This is a genomic window from Snodgrassella alvi wkB2 (genome assembly GCF_000600005.1).
In the GTDB taxonomy this organism is placed as follows: Bacteria; Pseudomonadota; Gammaproteobacteria; order Burkholderiales; family Neisseriaceae; genus Snodgrassella; species Snodgrassella alvi.
In genome coordinates this window covers 2,010,716-2,031,450 of sequence record NZ_CP007446.1, presented here as the reverse complement: position 1 = coordinate 2,031,450, position 20,735 = coordinate 2,010,716, and the positions used below count along the sequence as shown (strand labels likewise).

The 20,735-nt window shown below is 43.9% G+C and carries 21 protein-coding genes; 12 read left to right on the top strand and 9 right to left on the bottom strand.

Translation table 11 applies throughout. The features are described 5' to 3' along the window. Positions 1-38: 38 nt before the first annotated feature. The 5 genes from SALWKB2_RS09195 to SALWKB2_RS09175 are packed head-to-tail and all read right to left on the bottom strand — an operon-like array spanning position 39 to position 2,859. Entirely contained in the window at positions 39-800 is a 762-nt protein-coding gene (locus SALWKB2_RS09195) for a peptidylprolyl isomerase (protein WP_025331382.1), read from the bottom strand. 55 nt (positions 801-855) lie between these two features. Further along, complete coding sequence (locus SALWKB2_RS09190) at positions 856-1,722, bottom strand: peptidylprolyl isomerase (protein ID WP_025331381.1); 867 nt, start codon at positions 1,720-1,722, stop codon at positions 856-858. Between the two features lie 39 nt (positions 1,723-1,761). Beyond that, a complete protein-coding gene (locus SALWKB2_RS09185; protein ID WP_025331380.1) occupies positions 1,762-2,037 on the bottom strand; it encodes a BolA family protein in 276 nt (91 codons plus the stop codon). Next, positions 2,030-2,323: a YciI family protein gene (locus SALWKB2_RS09180; RefSeq protein WP_025331379.1), complete on the bottom strand. Its 294-nt coding sequence runs from the start codon at positions 2,321-2,323 to the stop codon at positions 2,030-2,032. Before SALWKB2_RS09180 ends, SALWKB2_RS09185 begins: the two co-directional genes overlap by 8 nt. After that, the gene (locus SALWKB2_RS09175) at positions 2,323-2,859 is read right to left on the bottom strand and encodes a septation protein A (RefSeq protein WP_025331378.1); all 537 of its coding nucleotides are present in this window, start codon (positions 2,857-2,859) and stop codon (positions 2,323-2,325) included. The genes SALWKB2_RS09180 and SALWKB2_RS09175 overlap by 1 nt, the downstream gene beginning before the upstream one ends. A gap of 431 nt (positions 2,860-3,290) precedes the next feature. On the opposite strand from SALWKB2_RS09175, the gene SALWKB2_RS09170 reads away from it, so the two are divergent. The 9 genes from SALWKB2_RS09170 (at position 3,291) to accD (ending at position 14,471) form a co-directional block, all read left to right on the top strand. After that, a complete protein-coding gene (locus SALWKB2_RS09170) occupies positions 3,291-5,651 on the top strand; it encodes a FimV/HubP family polar landmark protein (protein WP_025331377.1) in 2,361 nt (786 codons plus the stop codon). A 470-nt stretch (positions 5,652-6,121) separates the two neighbouring features. After that, positions 6,122-6,973 carry a tRNA pseudouridine(38-40) synthase TruA gene (gene truA, locus SALWKB2_RS09160; RefSeq protein ID WP_025331375.1) on the top strand — a complete coding sequence of 284 codons (852 nt, stop codon included), beginning with the start codon at positions 6,122-6,124 and terminating at the stop codon, positions 6,971-6,973. 37 nt (positions 6,974-7,010) lie between these two features. Then, entirely contained in the window at positions 7,011-7,634 is a 624-nt protein-coding gene (locus tag SALWKB2_RS09155; RefSeq protein ID WP_025331374.1) for a phosphoribosylanthranilate isomerase, read from the top strand. Positions 7,635-8,453: 819 nt separating this feature from the next. Next, the gene (gene trpB, locus SALWKB2_RS09145; protein ID WP_025331372.1) at positions 8,454-9,656 is read left to right on the top strand and encodes a tryptophan synthase subunit beta; all 1,203 of its coding nucleotides are present in this window, start codon (positions 8,454-8,456) and stop codon (positions 9,654-9,656) included. Positions 9,657-9,674: 18 nt separating this feature from the next. Beyond that, positions 9,675-10,853 carry an MFS transporter gene (locus SALWKB2_RS09140; protein ID WP_025331371.1) on the top strand — a complete coding sequence of 393 codons (1,179 nt, stop codon included), beginning with the start codon at positions 9,675-9,677 and terminating at the stop codon, positions 10,851-10,853. A gap of 89 nt (positions 10,854-10,942) precedes the next feature. Further along, positions 10,943-11,218, top strand: a complete 276-nt coding sequence (locus tag SALWKB2_RS09135; protein WP_025331370.1) for an ACT domain-containing protein — start codon at positions 10,943-10,945, stop codon at positions 11,216-11,218. A gap of 9 nt (positions 11,219-11,227) precedes the next feature. Then, positions 11,228-12,589 carry a PFL family protein gene (locus tag SALWKB2_RS09130; protein WP_025331369.1) on the top strand — a complete coding sequence of 454 codons (1,362 nt, stop codon included), beginning with the start codon at positions 11,228-11,230 and terminating at the stop codon, positions 12,587-12,589. A 156-nt stretch (positions 12,590-12,745) separates the two neighbouring features. Beyond that, complete coding sequence (trpA, locus tag SALWKB2_RS09125; RefSeq protein ID WP_038649010.1) at positions 12,746-13,531, top strand: tryptophan synthase subunit alpha; 786 nt, start codon at positions 12,746-12,748, stop codon at positions 13,529-13,531. Between the two features lie 67 nt (positions 13,532-13,598). Continuing rightward, entirely contained in the window at positions 13,599-14,471 is an 873-nt protein-coding gene (gene accD, locus SALWKB2_RS09120; RefSeq protein ID WP_025331368.1) for an acetyl-CoA carboxylase, carboxyltransferase subunit beta, read from the top strand. A gap of 108 nt (positions 14,472-14,579) precedes the next feature. Here the strand turns inward: accD and SALWKB2_RS09115 are convergent, their stop codons facing one another. Continuing rightward, positions 14,580-14,927: a DUF488 domain-containing protein gene (locus tag SALWKB2_RS09115; RefSeq protein ID WP_025331367.1), complete on the bottom strand. Its 348-nt coding sequence runs from the start codon at positions 14,925-14,927 to the stop codon at positions 14,580-14,582. A gap of 219 nt (positions 14,928-15,146) precedes the next feature. Continuing rightward, a complete protein-coding gene (locus SALWKB2_RS09110; RefSeq protein ID WP_025331366.1) occupies positions 15,147-16,001 on the bottom strand; it encodes a DsbC family protein in 855 nt (284 codons plus the stop codon). A gap of 299 nt (positions 16,002-16,300) precedes the next feature. Between SALWKB2_RS09110 and SALWKB2_RS09105 the strand changes: the two genes are divergently transcribed. From SALWKB2_RS09105 to SALWKB2_RS09095, 3 genes are all read left to right on the top strand, one after another. Continuing rightward, positions 16,301-17,098, top strand: coding sequence for a 3'-5' exonuclease (locus tag SALWKB2_RS09105; RefSeq protein WP_025331365.1), 798 nt, complete (start codon positions 16,301-16,303; stop codon positions 17,096-17,098). 58 nt (positions 17,099-17,156) lie between these two features. Beyond that, positions 17,157-18,020 (top strand): prephenate dehydrogenase, encoded by an 864-nt coding sequence (locus SALWKB2_RS09100; RefSeq protein ID WP_025331364.1) that lies wholly within the window; start codon positions 17,157-17,159, stop codon positions 18,018-18,020. Between the two features lie 577 nt (positions 18,021-18,597). Next, entirely contained in the window at positions 18,598-19,008 is a 411-nt protein-coding gene (locus SALWKB2_RS09095; RefSeq protein WP_202806257.1) for an ACT domain-containing protein, read from the top strand. A 124-nt stretch (positions 19,009-19,132) separates the two neighbouring features. Here the strand turns inward: SALWKB2_RS09095 and SALWKB2_RS09090 are convergent, their stop codons facing one another. Both SALWKB2_RS09090 and SALWKB2_RS09085 read right to left on the bottom strand, forming a co-directional pair. Further along, a complete protein-coding gene (locus tag SALWKB2_RS09090; RefSeq protein WP_025331362.1) occupies positions 19,133-19,402 on the bottom strand; it encodes a hypothetical protein in 270 nt (89 codons plus the stop codon). 60 nt (positions 19,403-19,462) lie between these two features. Further along, entirely contained in the window at positions 19,463-20,671 is a 1,209-nt protein-coding gene (locus tag SALWKB2_RS09085; protein ID WP_025331361.1) for an MFS transporter, read from the bottom strand. Positions 20,672-20,735 lie beyond the last annotated feature (64 nt).

Sequence of the window (20,735 nt, the reverse complement as noted above, 5' to 3'; positions counted from 1 at the left end):
ACCGGTACGATTGTACCGGTTTTATTTTTCAGCAAAACTTATTGATCATTCAGACTAATACCATTTTTTTGTAAAAGCTGATTAATTTGTTCCTGTACCTTTTGCTGTTTGGCCTGTTCACGCAATTGCTCTTTAATCTGATTAAATGCAGGTGCGTTAGGAGCCTGACGCATACCGGCTACTTTCAGCAGAAAAAAATGACCATCAATGTTGATGACATTAGGTGATATCTGACCATTTTTCAGCTGAGAAGCTAACTGAGCAAATTCAGGCGGTAACTGTTGCGGGTTCATCCAGTTGCTGGCAGGAGCTTCCGGATTAACCTGTTTGTACAGGGTTTCGTAAGCCAAACCTTTTTTCAGTTTAGTTAAGCCTTCTTCAGCCGCTTCTTTGCTTGGAAAAACAATTGGCAGTAAATTGATTTCCTGACTCACTTGTTCATATTGCCGGCGCAAATCACTGTCGTTGATTTCAGTTTTGGCAGCCAGATAATCCACATACTGGGCAGCATAAAATTGTGCCTGTACATTTTGCCATGCAGCCTGAGTATCAGGTTGTTTATCGAGCCCCGCCTTAATAGCTTCAGCTTTTAATATTTCAGCTGATTGCAGGCGCAAGGTGATTTCTTTCTGAATTTCTGCCTTATCCGGTGCCGGAGCATCTGGCTGAGTCTGCATCTGACGCTCAATCTGTTTCAGCATAACGTTAATACGCTGGCTGTCAATTTTGGGTGCATCAGCAAAAGCGAGCCCGGCCGCCATGATACTCAGCCCGGCCAGCCAAGGAATGCTTTTTTTCATGTTGAGTATTCCTTATTTTATCTTCTGATTAGTCAATTAAACCAGAGTTAAATTATTATTTGATTGTTGCATTTTTATAAAGCTGATCAATTGCCTGTGCTATTAAAGCGCTTTGCAGACGGCGTGACAGAACAGGTGTCATTTCTTTCTGACTCGGCAGTTTAACATTGCGCTTATCGTTTACATAGAATACAGCATATATATTGCTGTTACCCTGTACTGGTGTGGCAGTGTACTGACCTTTTTTCAGGTCTTTAATGGCGTTATAAACCGGAGTGGCACTTTCCTGTAAATCTTTAATGGCAACGTAACCTTTAGGAATGCCTCCGTTTTCGCGACCGGCAGGATCAATAGTGTATTCTTTAGCTACAGTGCTAAAGTTTTTATTCGCTTTTAACTGAGCAATGGCTTTATTTGCAGTATCAGCATCACGGGTAATGATTTCACCTAATTGTACTTCCTGTGTGCCGCTGTAATATTTGACCATGTCGTTATATGCATTACTTACATCCTGAGGTTTTACCGGATTGTTTTTTGCCACGTTGGCCAGATAGGCCTGAGTCAGCAAATTGTCTTTAAAGAAAGACCATTCTTCTTTGAAACCCGGTTTTTTATCATCGCCCAGACGTTTAGCTTCAGCTTCAGCCTGACTTAATGCTTTCAAGTATTCAGGGTCTTTATCCAGATTCTGATTTTTTGCAGCCTGAATCAGCAAAATACGGGTAATCAGGCGGTTGGTAATATTTTTACGCAATTCAGGGGAATCCTGAATCTGATTCTGGCTTTCCTGTACCAGTATGGCTACCTGGTTATCGACTTCTTTGCTGTCAATTTTGGTTCCGTTAACAGTGACTACTGTCTGAGCAGCAGCCATACCGGTTAATCCAAACATAATGGCAGCAGCAATAAATTGTTTTTTCATGGTTAACTCTCTTTTAGTTTAAGTAGATAAAGTAGATTATTATCTGGTTAAATATTCAATGTTTGTGCATGCCCTGATGCTTAAAGCATGAATGGTATTTGTTCTGAATAAATCTTCAAGTAATTGATGGATCTTACGCTGTCGGGCCAGACGTGATAAACCGATAAAAGCATCGCTGACAATCAGCAGGCTGTAATGTCCGCCACCCCTGTGACCTTTATGTCCTGCATGTAAATGACTGTCATCGGTCAGTTCCAGTTGCTGCGGAGCCAGTATTTGCAGACGCGTTTGAATAATAGTCTGAATATCAGTCATTTGGCAGAATTTTTTTAAAAGGGCGGATGAGAATTTCTTCAAATACTCCGGCATCAACGTAAGGATCCTGCTCAGCCCATGCCTGAGCTTCATCCAGAGATTCAAATTCGGCAACAATCAGACTGCCGGAAAAATGGCTGTCATCGTCCGGGAGGGGATTGGGGCCTGCCAGAACCAAACGGTTTTGTGCCTTTAGTTCTTCTAAACGCGCCAAATGTTTTGGCCGTGCTTGCATACGTGCTTCGTGACTGTTATCGGCATCAGTGGCCATTAACATAAACAGCATTACAACTCATCCTTTTTAGTATACTGACTAATATATACTGCTTGTCCAATAAGAAATAAAAATAATATGGTGGTACTGCCAAAGAGTTTGAAATTAACCCATTGTGCTTCTGTAAAGGTATAAGCCACCCAGAGATTAAGCGAACCCAGTGCCAGCAGAAATACTACCCAGATATAAGTAAGTTTACGCCATGCAGGTTCAGGCATATTTATTTCTTTGCCAATGGTACTTTTCAGTACATTTTTACCACACAAATGTGAAATCATCAGACCGGCGGACATAACCCAGAACAGGACGGTCGGCTTCCACATAATGAAGTGCGCATTTTTTAAAATTATAGTCGCTCCGCCCAGTATGACGACCAGTAACAGACTAACCCACTGCATTGTTTGCAGGCGCCGGTATTTAAACAGGCACCACACAGCCTGAATAATACCTGCTGCGACGGCTACTTCGGTGGCAAGAATAATATTTTTAGTTAAGGCATAGGTAGCAAAGAAAAGAATGACTACCAAAAATTCAAATGCAGCTTTCATTATCAGGACTGGATATCTTTATTTTCCGGTTACGGGTTAAATTAAAGGTGACAGATAGATGCCATGATACCCTGAGTTTTTACACTTGGCACGTGTTAAAGCAAGGTATTAAACAAAATTTAACTATTGTTGTATATTGGTTTCAGACCTTCCTGAGTGTGGTTCGTATGAAAATGTCCACAGATAAATACAGTTAGAAAGCAAATCAGGTACAGGTAAGTTGGCATTAAAGTGTCGCAAAAGCTATTATAGCGTGAGATAATATAAAAACAGGTTTAGTGAAAGTTAAACGCCAATTGCATTTATTTAAGTATACTTGTAGAAATTTTCATAATGAATAGGCACACGCCTGACGGCATTGGTGCATTACCGGTGAGGGTACGGGATTGAAAAACGCAAATAATTTAAAGATCATCGCACTGTCTTTATGTATGTTGGCCAGTGCACCTGCATGGGCAGGTCTGGGTAGCTTACAGGTTAATTCGGCGCTGGGAGAGCCGTTCTCAGGTAGTATTGTGGTAACTGGTGATGAAGCCAAAGCAGCATTACACGGGCGGCCTGCTGTTTCCGGAGCTCCGTTACAGGTGCGTGTATCAGCACAAGGACAAAATGCCATAATTCATTTGCGCTCCAGTAAACCTGTGCATGATCCGATGCTGACTTTCAGTCTTGTTACCGGCAGTCAGGGGCGGCAGTATACTGCGTTGCTGGATCCACCTGAACGCCATCATTCGGCTGGAAAAAATAAAGCAACCGGCAAACATCCTAAATCTGTACATTCTGCACCAGTGCGTTCTGCAAGAGAAAAATCTGCAGCACGGGCTGCTGTAGCACTGCAAAACGGCCTTGCTTCCGAAAATGCGGTAGTGAAATATAATGTCGATAATAATGAAACCCTGATGGATGTTGCGCGTAAGGTACGGCCGCAGGGACTGAGTTTAGAGCAGACCATGCATGCTATACAGGTTGCTAACCCGAATGCTTTTCGTAACGGTAATCCTGATTTGATGTATCGCAATATTAGTCTGAATATTCCTTCTACTTCACAGCTGAAAAAATTATCCAAAGTACCACTTAAAACAGCTGTAAAACCGGAAGTGACACAAAATACAACACCGGCGGTAACAAAAGAAAAAGACAATCCCAAAGTAGCCGCTAATACCAGAGATACGGCTGCGTCGGAAGCTCAAACTAAAGAAAACACTGTTAAAGCAGAAACATCAGCAGCGTCTTCAGTTCCTGCTCAGGCTTCAGCCACTATTCAGGCTTCAGAAGTTGCACAGGCTTCAGCTCCGGCTGCAAGTGCGGCATCTGTGGTGAAGGCAGTACCTGTACAGCCTAAAGTTAATACACAACCTGTTCAGCCTGCAGAAGAACCGGCTGAAGAATCCATGCTGCCTTCATGGTGGTCATATGCTCTGGCCGGTTTGGCCGGTGTTCTGTTGATTGCTGCCTTACTCTGGCAACGAAGCAGAAAACGCAACAGCATAGAATACAGTACTGAGTATGATGAAGATGATGATGTGGTATTTGAGACTGAACCTTCTGTAGTCAGTCAGTCTACGTCTACATCTACATCTACATCTACATCTGTACCAGCTACTACAGCTAAAACAGCTGCGGCTGCTACAGCAGTAACGACTACAGCCAGTGCTGCTGCAGATGACGACGACTGGTCGTGGCTGAATGATGCCGCAGCATCGGATAAACCGGCTCAGGCAGATAATAAATCTGTTCCTGCTAAGGAAGTACATTCAGAGCCTGTATCACAGGTACCTGATAAAAAAGTAACAGAAGCCAAGCAGGAAGAAGACGATACTGACTGGCTGAATTTCAATTTCACTGATGATACACCTGCAACTAGCGCAGATACGGCTGCACCGTCATCTGCTGAGCTGGATAGTAATGACGATTTATCATGGCTGGATCAGATTGATGAAACTGAACAGCCCGAAGTTCTGACTTCGAATGAACCGGCTGTTACAGAACCTCAGGAAGAGGTGGCAGACAATACGGATTTTGAATGGGTAGTTGCAGAAGAGCAACATCCGGATGAATCTCAGGCTGAAGCACATCAGGATTTTGTGTTACAGGATAACGCATCATCAGATAGTGATTTACAACCGTCAGATATATCCTTCAGCTCTGATTTGGATGTCGTACAGCCCGAACAGCAGTCTAAACCGGCAGCATCAGAAGATGATTCATTAAATTCTCTGGCTGATTTGCAGTGGGATGAAGACTTTAAATTTGATGATGAATCTAAACAGGATACTTCTGCCCCTGAAGAAGTGCATTCTTCTATTGAGCAGACTTTGGCTCCGCATGATCAGCATGCATTTGCAGCAGAAGATGATGCTATTTCCACAGATATTGATTGGGATTCATTAGGAATAAGCGATGATTCCGACAATCAACCTGTTGTTGCTCCTGAGGCCGACACGGAAGAAATTGATATTCCGTCCATGGACTTTGCGCTTGAAGACGATAAATCTGAACCGGCACCAGCTGTTAATGCAACTGCTGCACCAACAGGGCCGACCTCTTCATTTGCTACCGGTGATGGTGGGCAGGACTGGCTGGAACAATCAGCTGAACCTGAGCAGGTTGATAAACCTCTGACTCCTGAACAGCAGGCTATTCCATTACAAGCCAAGCTGGAACTGGCAAAAATGTATCTGGAAATGGATGATGCAGTTACTGCTCGTCAGACGTTGCGTGAATTGGTTGATGAAGCTAATGGCGCGATACTGGCAGAGGCACAAAATCTGTTACAGCAATTAGGTGGCTAATTCTCCTTGCTTTGGTTGAATTGTCAGCTGCATTAATTTCTGTATCTGAAACACTAAATAGCCGAATTCTGTTTATGGAATTCGGCTATTTTATTTGCTGTAAATTTGCCGTATTTTTTAATATATATCACGCATATAAATTTCAGTTATTAATTGATTTTATTGCAGGTTATAAATTTGCTTTTAAGGTGTATCAGCTTATGAAACAAGCTGAATATAATTGTTAAGAAATAGGGTAGTGGTGCGTAATGGCGCGCAGATACGGGCATTGTAGCCAGATAAAATCATTCTGAACTAATATATATTCTGATTTGACTGGACTATTAATAATGTAAGCGATTTATTACCAGGCAATTTTTTATTGCTGCTTTGCAATGAGCAATTACATAGGTTTCAAATATGAAAGCAGTTAACGGCTATGCGATAATATTGTATGTGGTTAATGTGATTTATTTGGATTTGAAACAGGCATGGTTGCTAACAGAGAAGAAAATCAGGTGATTACGCATGAAGGTGGTTTGCCTGTACAGCGCTGGGCATTAACTCTGGCTTATGATGGACGTGCCTTTCACGGCTGGCAAAAGCAGCCGGATGGTTTGTATACTGTTCAGTCGGTTCTGGAAGATGCTTTGAGTTCCATTGCTGCTGAACAAATCAATGTTGTGGTAGCAGGACGTACCGATGCCGGTGTTCATGCAACGGGGCAGGTGGTACATTTTGATACGTGTGCGCTGCGAAGTGCCGAAGCATGGTTGCGCGGTACGAATACAGCGATGGATAAAAATATTCGTATTATCAAAGTACAACCGGTAGCCGCTGAATTTCATGCCCGTTTTGACGCATTCGGGCGGCGTTATCGTTATATGCTTGAATCCAGCCGAGTACGTATGCCGCAACTGCGTAGCCGTGTCGGCTGGACTCACTATCCGTTAAATATGGCGCTAATGCGTGAAGCTGCGGCAATGCTGGTGGGAGAACATGATTTTTCCAGTTTCCGCTCCAGTGACTGTCAGGCTAAATCACCGGTAAAAACTTTATATAAACTAAACCTTGTCGGCAGCCCGGAATTAATGGCGATCGATTTTTATGGCAGTGCGTTTTTACACAATATGGTACGTAATATTGTTGGTGCTTTGGTGTATGTGGGTGCAGGTAAATTGAGTGTGGCCGGCTTTGCTCAATTACTGGCAGCCAGAAGCCGGCGGCTGGCACCACCAACATTTATGCCGGACGGATTATATCTGACCGGTATTGATTATCCACAGCAATGGGGTGTGGAAACAGCTGCTTTACCCGTATGGTTGTGGCCATATCTGGATTAATGCCAATATTGCGGGCAAGTTTGAAAAGGGGCAGAGGATGAAAATTCGAAGCAAGATTTGCGGGATGACCCGCGCTGAAGATGCAATACTTGCTGCCCGGCTTGGGGCAGATGCAATCGGACTGATATTTTTTTCTGGCAGTAAACGCTGTGTCTCTATTGAACAGGCGCAGGCAATTACTCAGTGTATACCTCCGTTTGTAACAGTAGTCGGGTTGTTTGTTAATGCTGCTACAACTGAAGTACAGGAAGTGCTGAGGTATGTGCCTCTGGATGTTCTGCAATTTCACGGGGATGAAAATGCTGAATTCTGCCGTCAGTTTCAGCGTCCGTATATTAAGGCAATAAGAGTAGGTGAAACAGCTGATATTGAAGCTGCGGCAGCTACATATACAGATGCCCGTGCTTTGCTGTTTGATGCAGCTGTTGCCGGGCAGTATGGCGGTACAGGTCAGACTTTTGACTGGCAGATGCTGCCTGACAGGCTGGATATTCCATGGATACTTTCTGGTGGTCTGAAACCGGAAAATATTGCTTTGGCTATCAGACAAAGCAAAGCTATGGCTATTGATGTATCCAGTGGTGTGGAAGCATCGCCCGGAATTAAAGATGAGCAAAAAATGCGGGCTCTGATGGCGGCTGTTAATCAGTTTTCTGAATAAGTAATAATCTGATTTTATAATAAAAAATAAGAATTTTTATGCGGTATTTATTATTATGGCATAGAAACTGAAAGCAATATCCGCAAGCCTGAATTTTATTCAGTTTATTACTGAGCAATAAAAATATATTTATAAGGTAAGTGCGGTTCTGGTTTTGAAGATGAAAAGCCAGAGAGTGAAATCATCCTGTTTGAATATTATTTTTGTACTCAAACCAATATGGCTGAAATGATTGAGCTTGTGGATATTCTGGTGCTGAAACTGGCTATTTTACGTTTTATTGACAGATCATCATAATAGACCCGATAAAAATAATACTAACCAGTACGACTGATTTATTTTTCTGTTTTAAAACAGAAAAATAAAAGAAAATTTTGTATCGTGATTCTATTTTTCCAGATTTTTATTGGAAGTAATGTCTTGATGTTGGTGCTAGATTATCAGACAGCCGATATTGGTTTTATTAAGATTGGGTTTTTAAATAATGACAGCTATATCAATAAGCATGTAATCAAGTTCATGTTGTTATTTGAAACAGCGCTTATTTATGAATTTAACAACCTGTATTTTTATTGGTTTTCGTTTTTAATATTGTATTGTCTGATACAAAGCATTTATGCTGTTCTGCCGCGGTATGCTGATATCTTTCTGGATAGCAGGGTTTATATTGGTGATATCGGGATTTTTTATTAACACAGAAGCAGAACTCTTTTATTTATTCCGGATTAAGTATGGATAACGGGATAATGGATTTAAAAGGTGATAATATGACCGGATAGTTTTACTTTGCGGGTAAATTGTCGCTCAATGGAAAAAAATATGGAAAATTATCACTATCCTGACGAACAGGGCTTTTTTGGTGAGCACGGCGGGCTGTTTGTATCGGAAACACTGATTGCAGCTTTGACTGAATTAAAACAGGTTTATTATGCAGCGAAAGCTGATCCGGCATTCTGGGCACAGTATCATGAGGATTTAAAATATTATGTAGGCCGCCCCAGTCCGGTTTACTATGCACGGCGCTTGTCTGACTATCTGGGCGGAGCACAGATTTATCTGAAACGAGAAGATTTAAATCATACCGGTGCACATAAAATTAACAATACGATCGGTCAGGCTTTACTTGCACAGCGAATGGGTAAAAAGCGCGTTATCGCTGAAACCGGTGCTGGTCAGCATGGTGTGGCCTCTGCTACGGTAGCCGCGCGTTTTGGTCTGGAATGTACGGTGTTTATGGGTACTGAGGATATTCGCCGTCAGGCACCGAATGTGTACCGGATGAAGCTGCTTGGTGCTCAGGTGGTTGGGGTGGATTCCGGCTCATGTACGCTGAAAGATGCCATGAATGAAGCATTGCGTGAGTGGGTGGCACGGGTGGATGATACCTATTATATTATTGGTACCTCAGCCGGTCCGATGCCTTATCCGGAAATGGTGCGAGATTTTCAGTGTGTTATCGGAAATGAAGCAATACAGCAGATGCAGGAAGCTATCGGTCGTCAGCCTGATGTAGCAGTAGCCTGTGTCGGCGGCGGTTCGAATGCGATTGGTCTGTTTTATCCTTATATTAATGTGACTGAAACTCGTCTGGTAGGGGTTGAGGCAGGTGGTCTGGGCTTATCCGGTTCTCAGCATGCCGCGCCTATCAGCTCGCACAGCCCGATGGGGGTATTGCACGGATTCCGGGGTTATCTGATGCAGGACGAAAACGGACAGGTGATGAATACTCATTCTGTTTCCGCCGGTCTGGATTATCCCGGTGTGGGTCCGGAGCATGGTCTGCTGCATGATATTGGCCGGGTAGAGTACGAAGCCATGGGCGATGAAGCTGCTATGGAAGCATTTCATTTGCTGTGTCATAAGGAAGGTATTATTCCTGCACTTGAATCCAGCCATGCGCTGGCATGGGCGGTAGCCAATGCACCGAAAATGAGTCCGGATGAAGTCATTCTGGTGAATCTGTCCGGCCGGGGGGACAAAGATATTAATACGGTTGCCCGGCTGGACGGAATTAGTCTGTAGTAAATATTTGTTGTATGTATGAATAAGAGTATTAAACTGTCTTCCGGTCAGATTTTTATGATGGCTCTGGCCATCGGTCTGGCCGTAGCCAGTAATTATTTTGTCTTTCCGCTGATAGAAGTAACTGCACGCTATTTCGGTATGAATGTTGCCAGTAGCGGCATGCTGATTACGCTGACGCAGCTTGCTTATGCGCTGGGGCTGATTTTTCTGGTACCGCTGGGTGATTTGCTCGATAACAAAAAGCTGATTGTATCGCTGTATGTTGTAGTGGGTATCAGTGCGCTGCTGATAGCATTTGCTTCTGATTTATGGCTGTTTATTGCCGGTCTGGTGATGGTCGGCGCCTTTTGTACGGTGGCTCAGGTGCTGATGCCGCTGGCCGCCAGTCTGTCAGAACCCGAACAGCGCGGGCGGGTAATCGGTACGCTGATGAGCGGGCTGTTACTGGGTATTCTGTTGTCACGTACTTTTTCCGGTATGGTTGCCCATTGGTGGGGCTGGCGTACAGTATATATGCTCGGTGCGGCAATGCTGCTGTTAATGGCACTGATTTTGCAATGCAAACTGCCTCATGTACAGCGTGAACACAGTACTCTGGGTTACTGGAAAACGCTGGTATCAGTTTGGTCGTTATTATGGCGTACACCGTTATTGCGGCAGCGTGGTGTGCTTGGGGCGCTGGATTTCTGTTTGTTTTCAGTGTTGTGGACACCATTGACGTTATTGCTCAGCCATGCACCTTATCATTTCAGTTTGAGTACAATTGGTTTATTTGGTTTATTTGGTGCGCTGGGGATTTTTGGTTCCAATGTAGGGGGCTGGGCTGCGGATAAAGGCCACACTTATGCGATGACAATAGTTTGTGCCTTACTGTTTTTGCTTAGCTGGTCACTATTGTATGCCGGAGGGGTGCATTTATGGGCATTGATCGGCGGGGTAATTTTGCTGGATTTTGCGATTCAGGCATTACATATCAGTAACCAGTCGCTGATTTATCGTTCTGATCCGGCGCTCAAAGGCCGGATTACTTCCGGTTATATGAGTATGTATTTTATCGGTGGTGTACTCGGCTCACTTGCTTCTGCTATGGCTTATGCACATTATGGCTGGAACGGGGTTTCGTTGCTGGGCGGGGGAGTGGCAACGCTGATTTTGCTGTGTGCACTATTCTTTAAATGTGAACGTATATCTTAAATCTGTGCTGCTGAACTGATCTGGCTGCCGGCTGGCGACGGATTAGTTTCTGTGGTTGGTAATAATTATTATTGTGAATAGGATTATTTATGTCTAATCATGCTGTGATGACAGTGATTGGTAAAGACCGTATTGGTATAGTTGCTGAGGTAGCCACGCTGCTGGCAGAGCATCAGGTTAGTATTGTGAATATCAGTCAGCAGTTAATGGATGATTATTTCACTATGATTATTCTGCTGGATGCGGAAAAATGTACTTTACCGCGCTTAGAGTTCAGTAAATTTCTGGATAGCGAAGGCGAAAAACGGGGATTGCACATCCGTGTGCAGGATGAAGCATTGTTTAATGCCATGCACCGGATTTAGGAGTTATTTATGTCTTTTTCTATTCAGAATAATGAAATTCTGGAAACTGTACGAATGGTATCCGACCAGCATTTCGATGTGCGTACGATAACTATTGGCATTGATTTACATGATTGTATTGATACAGATATCAAGCGCCTGAATGAAAAAATTTATGCCAAGATTACCCGTGTCGGTAAAAATCTGGTACAGACGGCAACTGAGCTGTCGGCTAAATATGGTGTACCAATTGTGAATCAGCGCGTTGCTGTAACACCTATTGCTCAGATTGGGGCTGCCACCGGTGCTGATTCTTATGTATCGATAGCACAGACACTGGACAAAGCGGCAAAAGCCATTGGTATTTCGTTTATCGGCGGTTTTTCTGCATTAGTACACAAAGGAATGAGTGCTGCCGATGAAATATTAATCCGATCAATTCCTGAGGCTATGGCCTGCACAGATGTCGTATGCAGCTCGGTAAATATCGGTTCTACCCGTGCCGGTATTAATATGGATGCTGTACGGCTGATGGGGGAAACCATCCGCCAGACTGCGGCAATCACGCCGGAAGGTTTTGGCTGTGCCAAACTGGTGGTTTTTTGTAATGCAGTGGAAGATAACCCGTTTATGGCCGGTGCCTTTCATGGTTCGGGAGAAGCAGACTGCGTCATTAATGTCGGTGTATCCGGACCGGGCGTGGTATGTGCTGCGTTGCAGAATACACAAGGGCTGTCCCTGACTGAAGTTGCCGAGCTGGTGAAAAAAACCGCATTCAAGATTACTCGCGTGGGTGAACTGATCGGCCATGAAGCCAGTAAAATGCTGGGTATTCCGTTCGGTATTCTGGATTTGTCTCTGGCACCTACTCCGGCAGTGGGGGACAGTGTTGCCCGGATTCTGGAAGCGATGGGGCTGAGTGTCTGCGGAACGCACGGCACGACTGCGGCACTGGCATTACTGAATGATGCTGTGAAAAAGGGCGGTATGATGGCTTCAAGCGCAGTAGGCGGACTAAGCGGTGCGTTTATTCCGGTATCTGAAGATGAAGGTATGATAGCAGCGGTAGAAGCCGGTGTGCTGACTCTGGATAAACTGGAAGCTATGACGGCGGTGTGTTCGGTCGGATTGGATATGATTGCTGTGCCGGGCGACACTCCGGCCAGTACATTGGCGGGAATTATTGCTGATGAAGCCGCTATCGGCCTGATTAATAGTAAAACCACAGCCGTGCGGGTGATTCCGGTTACCGGTAAGGATGTCGGTGATTACGTAGAGTTTGGCGGTTTACTCGGTCGAGCTCCGGTTATGCCGGTGAAATCCGGTTCCTGTGAGGTATTTATTAATCGTGGCGGACGAGTACCGGCACCGGTGCAGTCAATGAAAAATTAAGGAATGTGCTGTACCGCATGGTATGATGCAGGCTATGATAATCAGCACTGGCAGTGTTGCAGGCAGATAAAATCTGGCTGTCCGCAGGGAGCGGCAGAATGATGGCTGGCTGAATCAATATACTGCTAAAGTGTTCGGAAATGAGTTGAGAACATAATGAGTAGAATTCAACATACGTTTGAGCAGCTGCATGGACGGACTGCTCTGGTATCGTATATCACTTGTGGTAATCCGGATCTGGCTACAACAGTACAGCTGATGAAAACGCTGGTAGCCAATGGTACAGATATTATTGAACTGGGTGTGCCTTTCTCTGATCCGATGGCCGACGGGCCGGTGATTCAGTCAGCTGCCGAGCGTGCTTTACGCCAAAATGTGTCTCTGAATGATATATTTCAGGTGGTCAGACAGTTCCGGCAGGAAAATCAGACGACACCAGTGGTGCTCATGGGTTATCTGAATCCGGTTTATCATATGGGTTATGAACGTTTTGCCAGTGCTGCTGCGCAGGCTGGTGCGGATGGTGTGCTGACTGTAGACTGTCCGGCCGAAACAATTGATGATTTGCATGAGCAGCTCAGGAAATACGGGCTGGACTGCATTTTTCTGATTGCCCCTACTACCACTGATGAGCGGATTAAACTGATTGGCAGTAAGGCCAGTGGTTTTGTTTACTATGTATCACTTAAGGGAGTGACCGGTTCATCACAGTTGGATACGGCCGAAGTTTCGCGTAAAATTGATCATTTACGCCAGTTTATACAGGTGCCTATCGGTGTGGGTTTTGGTATTCGCGATGCCGACAGTGCCCGCCGTATCGGAGCAGTAGCGGATGCCGTAATCGTTGGCAGCCGCTTTGTGCAGACAATAGCCGAGCATATTGGTCATGAGGCCGAAGCTCTGGCTCCTGTTGTCGCTGAGCTCAGACAAGCTCTGGAATAATCTGTGTAACATCCTAATTCTGTATGGCGGCCTGTTCCGGCTGCCGGCAATAACCGGGAATAAAAGAATGAGTTGGTTAGATAAAATCCTGCCGCCTAAGATTAAAAAAGATGCAGCGGTTAAATCCGCAGGTATCCCTGAGGGATTGTGGCAGAAATGTCCGTCCTGTGCGGCAACTTTATATGCCACGGATTTGAAAAAGAATATGGAAGTGTGCCCGAAGTGCGGATATCATAATCCGGTGTCAGCACGGGAACGTATCAGTATGATGCTGGATGAAACCAAACAGTATGAAATTGGTAAAGACATCAAACCAGTTGATATTCTCAAATTCCGTGACAGCAAGAAATATACTGACCGCTTAAGTGCTGCCCGTAAGCTGACGCAGGAAGATGATGCGCTGCTGGTGGTACGCGGAACCATGAATGGTGTACCTGTGGTTGTGGCCGCTTTTGAATTCAATTTTATCGGCGGTTCAATGGGTTCTGTTGTGGGTGAGCGCTTTGTTCGCGGTGTACGTGAGGCAGTGAAACATAACTGCACCTTTATCTGTGTGGCTGCTTCCGGCGGTGCACGCATGCAGGAAGGTCTCAATTCATTAATGCAAATGGCTAAAACCTGTGCTTCATTACATTTGCTTGCTGATAAATCACTGCCTTTTATATCAGTATTAACCAATCCGACTATGGGCGGTGTGTCTGCCAGCTTTGCGTTTATCGGTGATGTTGTTCTGGCTGAACCGAATGCTCTGGTTGGATTTGCCGGTCCGCGGGTGATTGAACAAACTGTACGTGAAACTTTACCGGAAGGCTTTCAGCGTTCGGAGTTTTTACTGGATAAAGGGGCAATCGATCAGATTGTTGACCGGCGCGAATTAAAAGATCGAATTGTTCGACTGATTGGTTTGTTACGCTCAGAAGCCAGTGCGGATGCCGCCTGACACAGTTTGTATCTGTATAATAGAATAATGGTTATAGCAATGCCCTGATATGTTTTTCAGGGCATTTTTATTGATAGAGACTAAAAGGATACATCAGTTAATTTTGAGCTATGCCTGTAACTGTGCCAGTAATACCGGTACATGGCTGTGGTCAATATCTTTGGCCGCCGTAAGCAGCCATAGTTGCTGATGCTGCTCATGCAGTTGTATCAGTGTGCGCAATGCTTCCTGTTGTTGTGGCAGGCTGAGTTCCTGCTGATACAGCCGGCAAAATTCCTGATAATGATTTTCAGGATTCTGGTGCAGCCATTTTCTGAGCTGGCCGGACGGGGCAACAGCTTTAATCCACTCAACTCCGCTTAGTCTGATTTTGCTGATACCCCGTGGCCACAGACGGTCTATTAATACTGCCGGTTGCTGATGCTGATAGGTATATACACGTTGAATGTTATACATGGCGATTGAGCTTAACTCTATAAATTATCAATCATAATTTTCAATATCTGTATCGGCAAGCATGGCAGTGTACCAGTAGCAGAATAGGTAGGCTGATGTGGTAAAAAACTAATACTCAATATCGGCCGGTGTCATGGTTCCAATGTAATAATCCGTATTGTGTATCGTAACAGAAAATTAAAAAGCAGCCGGTACGGCTGCTTTTTTCTATGAATAATGCTATTTCTGATTTTTATTCAGTTCCTGCTCTAACTCATTTTTAAGCATTAGCCCTGAAATGGTTTTGCCATTCGGGAAAACCAAGGTAGGTGTGCCATCAAAGCCATATTTATTGCCCAGTTTTATGATGTCAGCTACCGGATTATCACAATTGGCAACAGCAGCAGGTTCTTTGCCCTTGCGCATCCACTGAGTCCATGCGGTTGTACGCTCTTTCTGACACCATATCTGCACAGCCTTTTTCTGTGCGTTCGGATGTAAATCAGGTACCGGCATCAGGAAAGTATAGACAGTAATATTGTCTATCTGGGCAATTTCTTCTTCGAGTTTTTTACAGAACGGACAGTCAGGATCGGAGAATACAGCCATTACTCGCTGACCATTACCGCGAACCTCTTTAATTGCTTTTTCTAATGGCAATTCTTTAAAGTCTATTTTGGACATATCGCTGACTCGCTGTTCGGTAAGATTTTTCCGGTGTTCCAGATCAATCAGATTACCAATCATAACATAGGCAGCATTTTCATCAGTATAAATAATCTGATTGCCGGTAATGACTACTTCATAAATACCTTGTAACGGTGTGGTATATACACCCTGTATATTTAATTCAGAACCCTTGAGCATTTTGCTCATTTTACTGGCTAGATTGGCATTTATTTTTTTACTGATTTCCGCATCAGCCGGGCGACCCGCGTCAGTTACATTATTGGCTGCTGATACAGATGCAGTTGTACTACCTGAGGCCGATTTTGCCGCAGAATCAATATTATGTACAGGTGTACCGTCGCATGAAGCAATTAGCGGTATGGCCAGTAGGGGTGCAAGCCATTGCCATAGATAAGATTTTTTCATATTGAAATTCTTTTTCTGTCTGTTAATGTATGCCCTGACTGAGAAAGGCATAAAAGTATCCAAGTGGGAAGTTTTGCTATTTTATCGCTAAACAGGATAAATCCGGCAGAACGCCAGACTAGCTGAAAACAACGAAATCTATAGTCTGTTTTATCTGCTTTTATGCAAGGCCTGTCCGGCTACGCGTTAGTATAAAGCAATCATGTTATAAGTGTAATGTTGTTTTGTAGTTAAACGGCTGGCGCAGCCAGTAGCTTCATGCCACAATACTTATTCGATAATTAATGTGAATTCTTGCTATGACTCCGATTTTGGCTTTCGACATAGAAACTGTGCCGGATGTAGCCGGCATTCGTGTTCTGAATCATTTGCCGGCAGAGGTCAGTGATGCTGATGTGGTGGAATTTGCCTTGCAGCAGCGACGAGCCAAAACCGGTAACGATTTTATGCAGCTGCATTTGCAGCAGGTAGTGGCTATTTCCTGCTGTATGCGCTGGGGTACGGATAAAATTCATGTGGGCAGTATCGGAACACCGGAAGACAGCGAAGAAACTTTAATTGCGCGTTTTTTTGAGCTGATTGAAACTCATACACCTCAGTTGGTGAGCTGGAACGGTGGTGGCTTTGATTTACCAGTATTACATTACCGTGCTTTGATTTATGGTATCAGTGCGGCACGCTACTGGGATATGGGCGAGGGTGATTTTGGCGACAGCCGAGATTTTAAGTGGAATAACTATATCAGCCGCTATCATACACGCCATTGTGACTTAATGGATTTACTGGCTTTATATCAGTCCCGTGCCTGTGTACCTCTGGATGATATGGCCAAATTATGCGGCTTTCCGGGAAAGCTGGGTATGGACGGTAGCAAAGTCTGGGCAGCTTATCAGCAGGGCGAGCTGGTACAGATCAGGCATTATTGCGAAACCGATGCAGCCAATACTTATTTAATGTATCTGCGCTTTAATCTGTTACGCGGTTTCCTGGATGCAGACGAATATGAGCAGGAAATCCGTTGTCTTAAAGGTTATCTGAGTACGCAACAGGCGGCACACTGGCAGGAATTTCTGAGTGCATGGGGCAGATCGGTCTGATTATCAAAATAAATAAGCCGAAAACTGAAATGATGATTTGTATGAGATGTTTTCTGAGATGAATATGCGCAGGCTGGTGCTGGTCGGAGTGGGGCTGATTGGCGGTTCGCTGGCACTGGATTTAAAACGTGCCGGACTGGTTGCTGAAGTAGCCGGCATTGATATCGATGCCGATAATCTGACTCGTGCACTGGAACGGCGGGTAGTTGATTATACCTATACGCAGATTAATGCAGAGAGTGTGGCAGAAGCCGATATGGTGCTGATAGCCACTCCGGTGAATACTTTACCGGCAATTTGCCGTCAGCTGGTTCCCTATTTATCTGAGCATTGTATTGTTACTGATGTGGGCAGTACCAAGCAGCTGGCATTAAAAGCCTTTGCTGCTGAATTACCGCATCATTATCCGCGCTGTGTGGCCGCTCACCCGATTGCCGGTTCAGACCGGCATGGTGCACTGGCGGCGCAGTTTGGTTTATTTGCCGGAAAAAAATGTATTGTTTGCGCTCATGAACAGCAGGACGAAGCTGCATTACATACAGTTGTTGCTATGTGGCAGGCTGTACAGGCGCAGATTTATCATCTGGATGCGGCACGACATGATGCAATTTTTGCCGCTGTCAGTCATTTACCGCATATGCTGGCTTATGCATATGTACACCAGTTGGCCGAAGCAGCAAATGCCGATGAATTGTTGCAATTTGCCGGCAGCGGATTTCGGGATTTTACCCGCATTGCAGCCAGTAATCCGCAGATTTGGACAGATATCTGTCTGGCTAATCGTCAGGTACTGTCTGGCTTACTCCAGCAGCAACAATATGAACTGGCATATTTACAGGACTGTCTGCAACAAGGGGATGCACAAAAGTTGACTGCTTTTTTTGCAAAAGCACAGAAAATACGCGAAGACTGGCATAATTAGTATTTATAAACCGAAGTCAGCGGTAATGTTGTCTGACGACGGTTTATTTTGGGCTAAGTTATGGTTAGATAAAGTGTTTTTTTATGCTGTTTGCGGTATAAAGATATGTGCAGTTAATGAATTTTGCGGTATTTTTAATTAAAATAACTATATTTTGTCGAATTAATACAAAATATGACTTGCTATGCATGCGTAGTTGAGGCATAATTCGCTTCGTTAAATCAGCTCCTAGTTGGTTTAACAGTTTCTCCTCTATTTCTCCTTTGTAGACTTGGCGCACACTTAATCGTGTGCGCATTTTTTTATCTTTTTTTCTTTATGCTAATGGGATTTTAAAGCAGATGGTGTGTATTAATATTTTTTTGATGGCTGAGTAAATATAGCCTGATGTTTAGTTGCTTTCAGCTTCGGTGACAGAATTGTTCATTATGGCTTAAGTAAGTAAATTTGCCAGACAGATACTGGTAATCAAAGGTATTCGGTGCTGTCATGCAAATAGAATTAATGCTAGGATAAATTCTTTTGACCAATTTAGTCATTAGATGACCGGTTTGATTGTTTCTGAGGATACTTTGATATGGACGCTAAAATCTCTGGTGAAAGTAATCTGCAAATTTTGCTGCAATCTGCTTCACCGCAGCATAATCCGGGCAAATATGTATTTTGTACTGTACAGCAGCCTGCATCAGCATTGCTGACCGCTGCTGTGGCGATTATGCAGGAAAACGAAGGTACTACACTGGTTTTACCGCAGGCAGTTGCTGATGAATATCAGCTGAATTATGAATATATTGCTGGCTGGATTACATTAATGGTGCATTCTTCGCTGGCTGCTGTCGGGCTGACTGCTGCATTTGCGCATGCACTGGCACAACAGAATATCAGTTGTAATGTTATAGCCGGTTATTATCATGATCATATTTTTGTAGCTGATGATGATGTGCAGCAAGCTTTGGTTATTCTGAATAATCTGGGTCAGGCATCATAGTCAGCTTATGCGATAGAAAAACCATGAATAATGATGTTCAATAACGGTGTTGGTGGTTTTGTTGAGCTGAGAAAGAAAATAATTTTGACTGTTTCTATGCTTTGCTGAAACCAAGTTCAGGTATTCAGGAGCTTATCAGTACGTAACCAAGCTGCGTAGCTGTAACACTGACTTGCATTCGTTCTTTTAACGTAGGGAGTGTTTTTAAAGTTTGGGCAGCAATCGTATCGACCCATTGATGCCATTCGGCATTAATTTTAGGATGATCATTCCAAAAGGGGGTGTCGCCAGAGACTAAAGGTTGTAATGCCTGACTCACTGTTGATGGATTTGGAAAATGTTGCATAGCCACTTCTGCTGTGTTTGCAAGTGTTGTTTGTACAAAAGTTAGCATAAACACTAAAGCCGTAAACTTGAATTTTATTTGTGATCCTTTTTATCTATATGAGATTGATTAAGCAAGGTTGCCTGTTGCTTTTTTATATAAACTAAAACACAAGGCGGTAATGATGGCACCCATAATACAAATAATCGTCGCCGTGATAAAAATGCCACTAAACCCTAATTGGTCAAAGGTCATTCCACCAACACCAGCCGCTAAACCAATGGAAAATTGAATCGCGGCAACCGATAATCCACCAACCAGTTCAGCTTTATCAGCAAGCGTTCGAGTGATCCACGTTGACCAACCAACAGGGATAAATCCAAACACAAATCCCCAAGCAATCACTAATGTAGTATCCATAGCCACATTATCAGAACTTAAAAACCTATATTTAATAAATAAGAGCATGGCTATAGCGGCTAAGACTAAATGAATGGCGATCATCACAGGTCTAAAAAATCGGCCAAGTAGTAAACCCGCAACAAAAGTTCCGATGCAATTAGCGATACCAAACACCAATAAAATAAGGGTTAACGGACCGGCTTGTAGTGCTAAATTGTGCTCTAAAAACGGTCGCAGATAAGTAAAAAAGAGGTGATAACCTCCATAACTAAAAATTGTACCGATAATGCCAAGAAAACACCAATTTTGCTTAAATAGGGCAAACATATTTTTAAAATTAGTGCTTTCACGCGGCGGTAAAGATGGTAGGGTAAGCCGTTGCCAAACTAGCGCGATAAAACTTAACGCCGCAGCAATAAAAAACACATTACGCCAACCGACTAAATGACCTAAATAACTGGCAAGAGGCAGTGAAATAATCGTTGCAACCGACACTCCGGCATAGACAATACTTAATGCCCGAGGAATATCTTTACTCGGCGCTAATTGTAATACTACAGCAGATGCCATTGACCAAAATCCGCCAACACAAATCCCTAATAGCGCTCGACCAATCAGCATAATGAAATAATTAGGCGCAACAGCAATGAACAAATTGGATAATACTAATAAAATAGAAAAAGTGAGTAATACTACCCGACGATTAATATTTTGGGTCATGGGTGCGAGAACCAGACTGGTGACTACTGCAAAAATCCCCACCATTGTGACGCTTTGGCCTGCTTGACCTTCAGTAATATTGAAATCTTGTGCGATAGGTGTTAATAAGCTAACGGGAATAAATTCCGCGGTAATCAAACTTGTTACCCCGATAAATAGCGAGAATATTGCTCCCCAATACGCCGTACTTGGGGAATTTAATGTGTTATCTGACATGGTTAATCCCATTATTCTATTAAAGACGAATGAATTGAATGGGTCATAGTCTAAATAGCAGCTA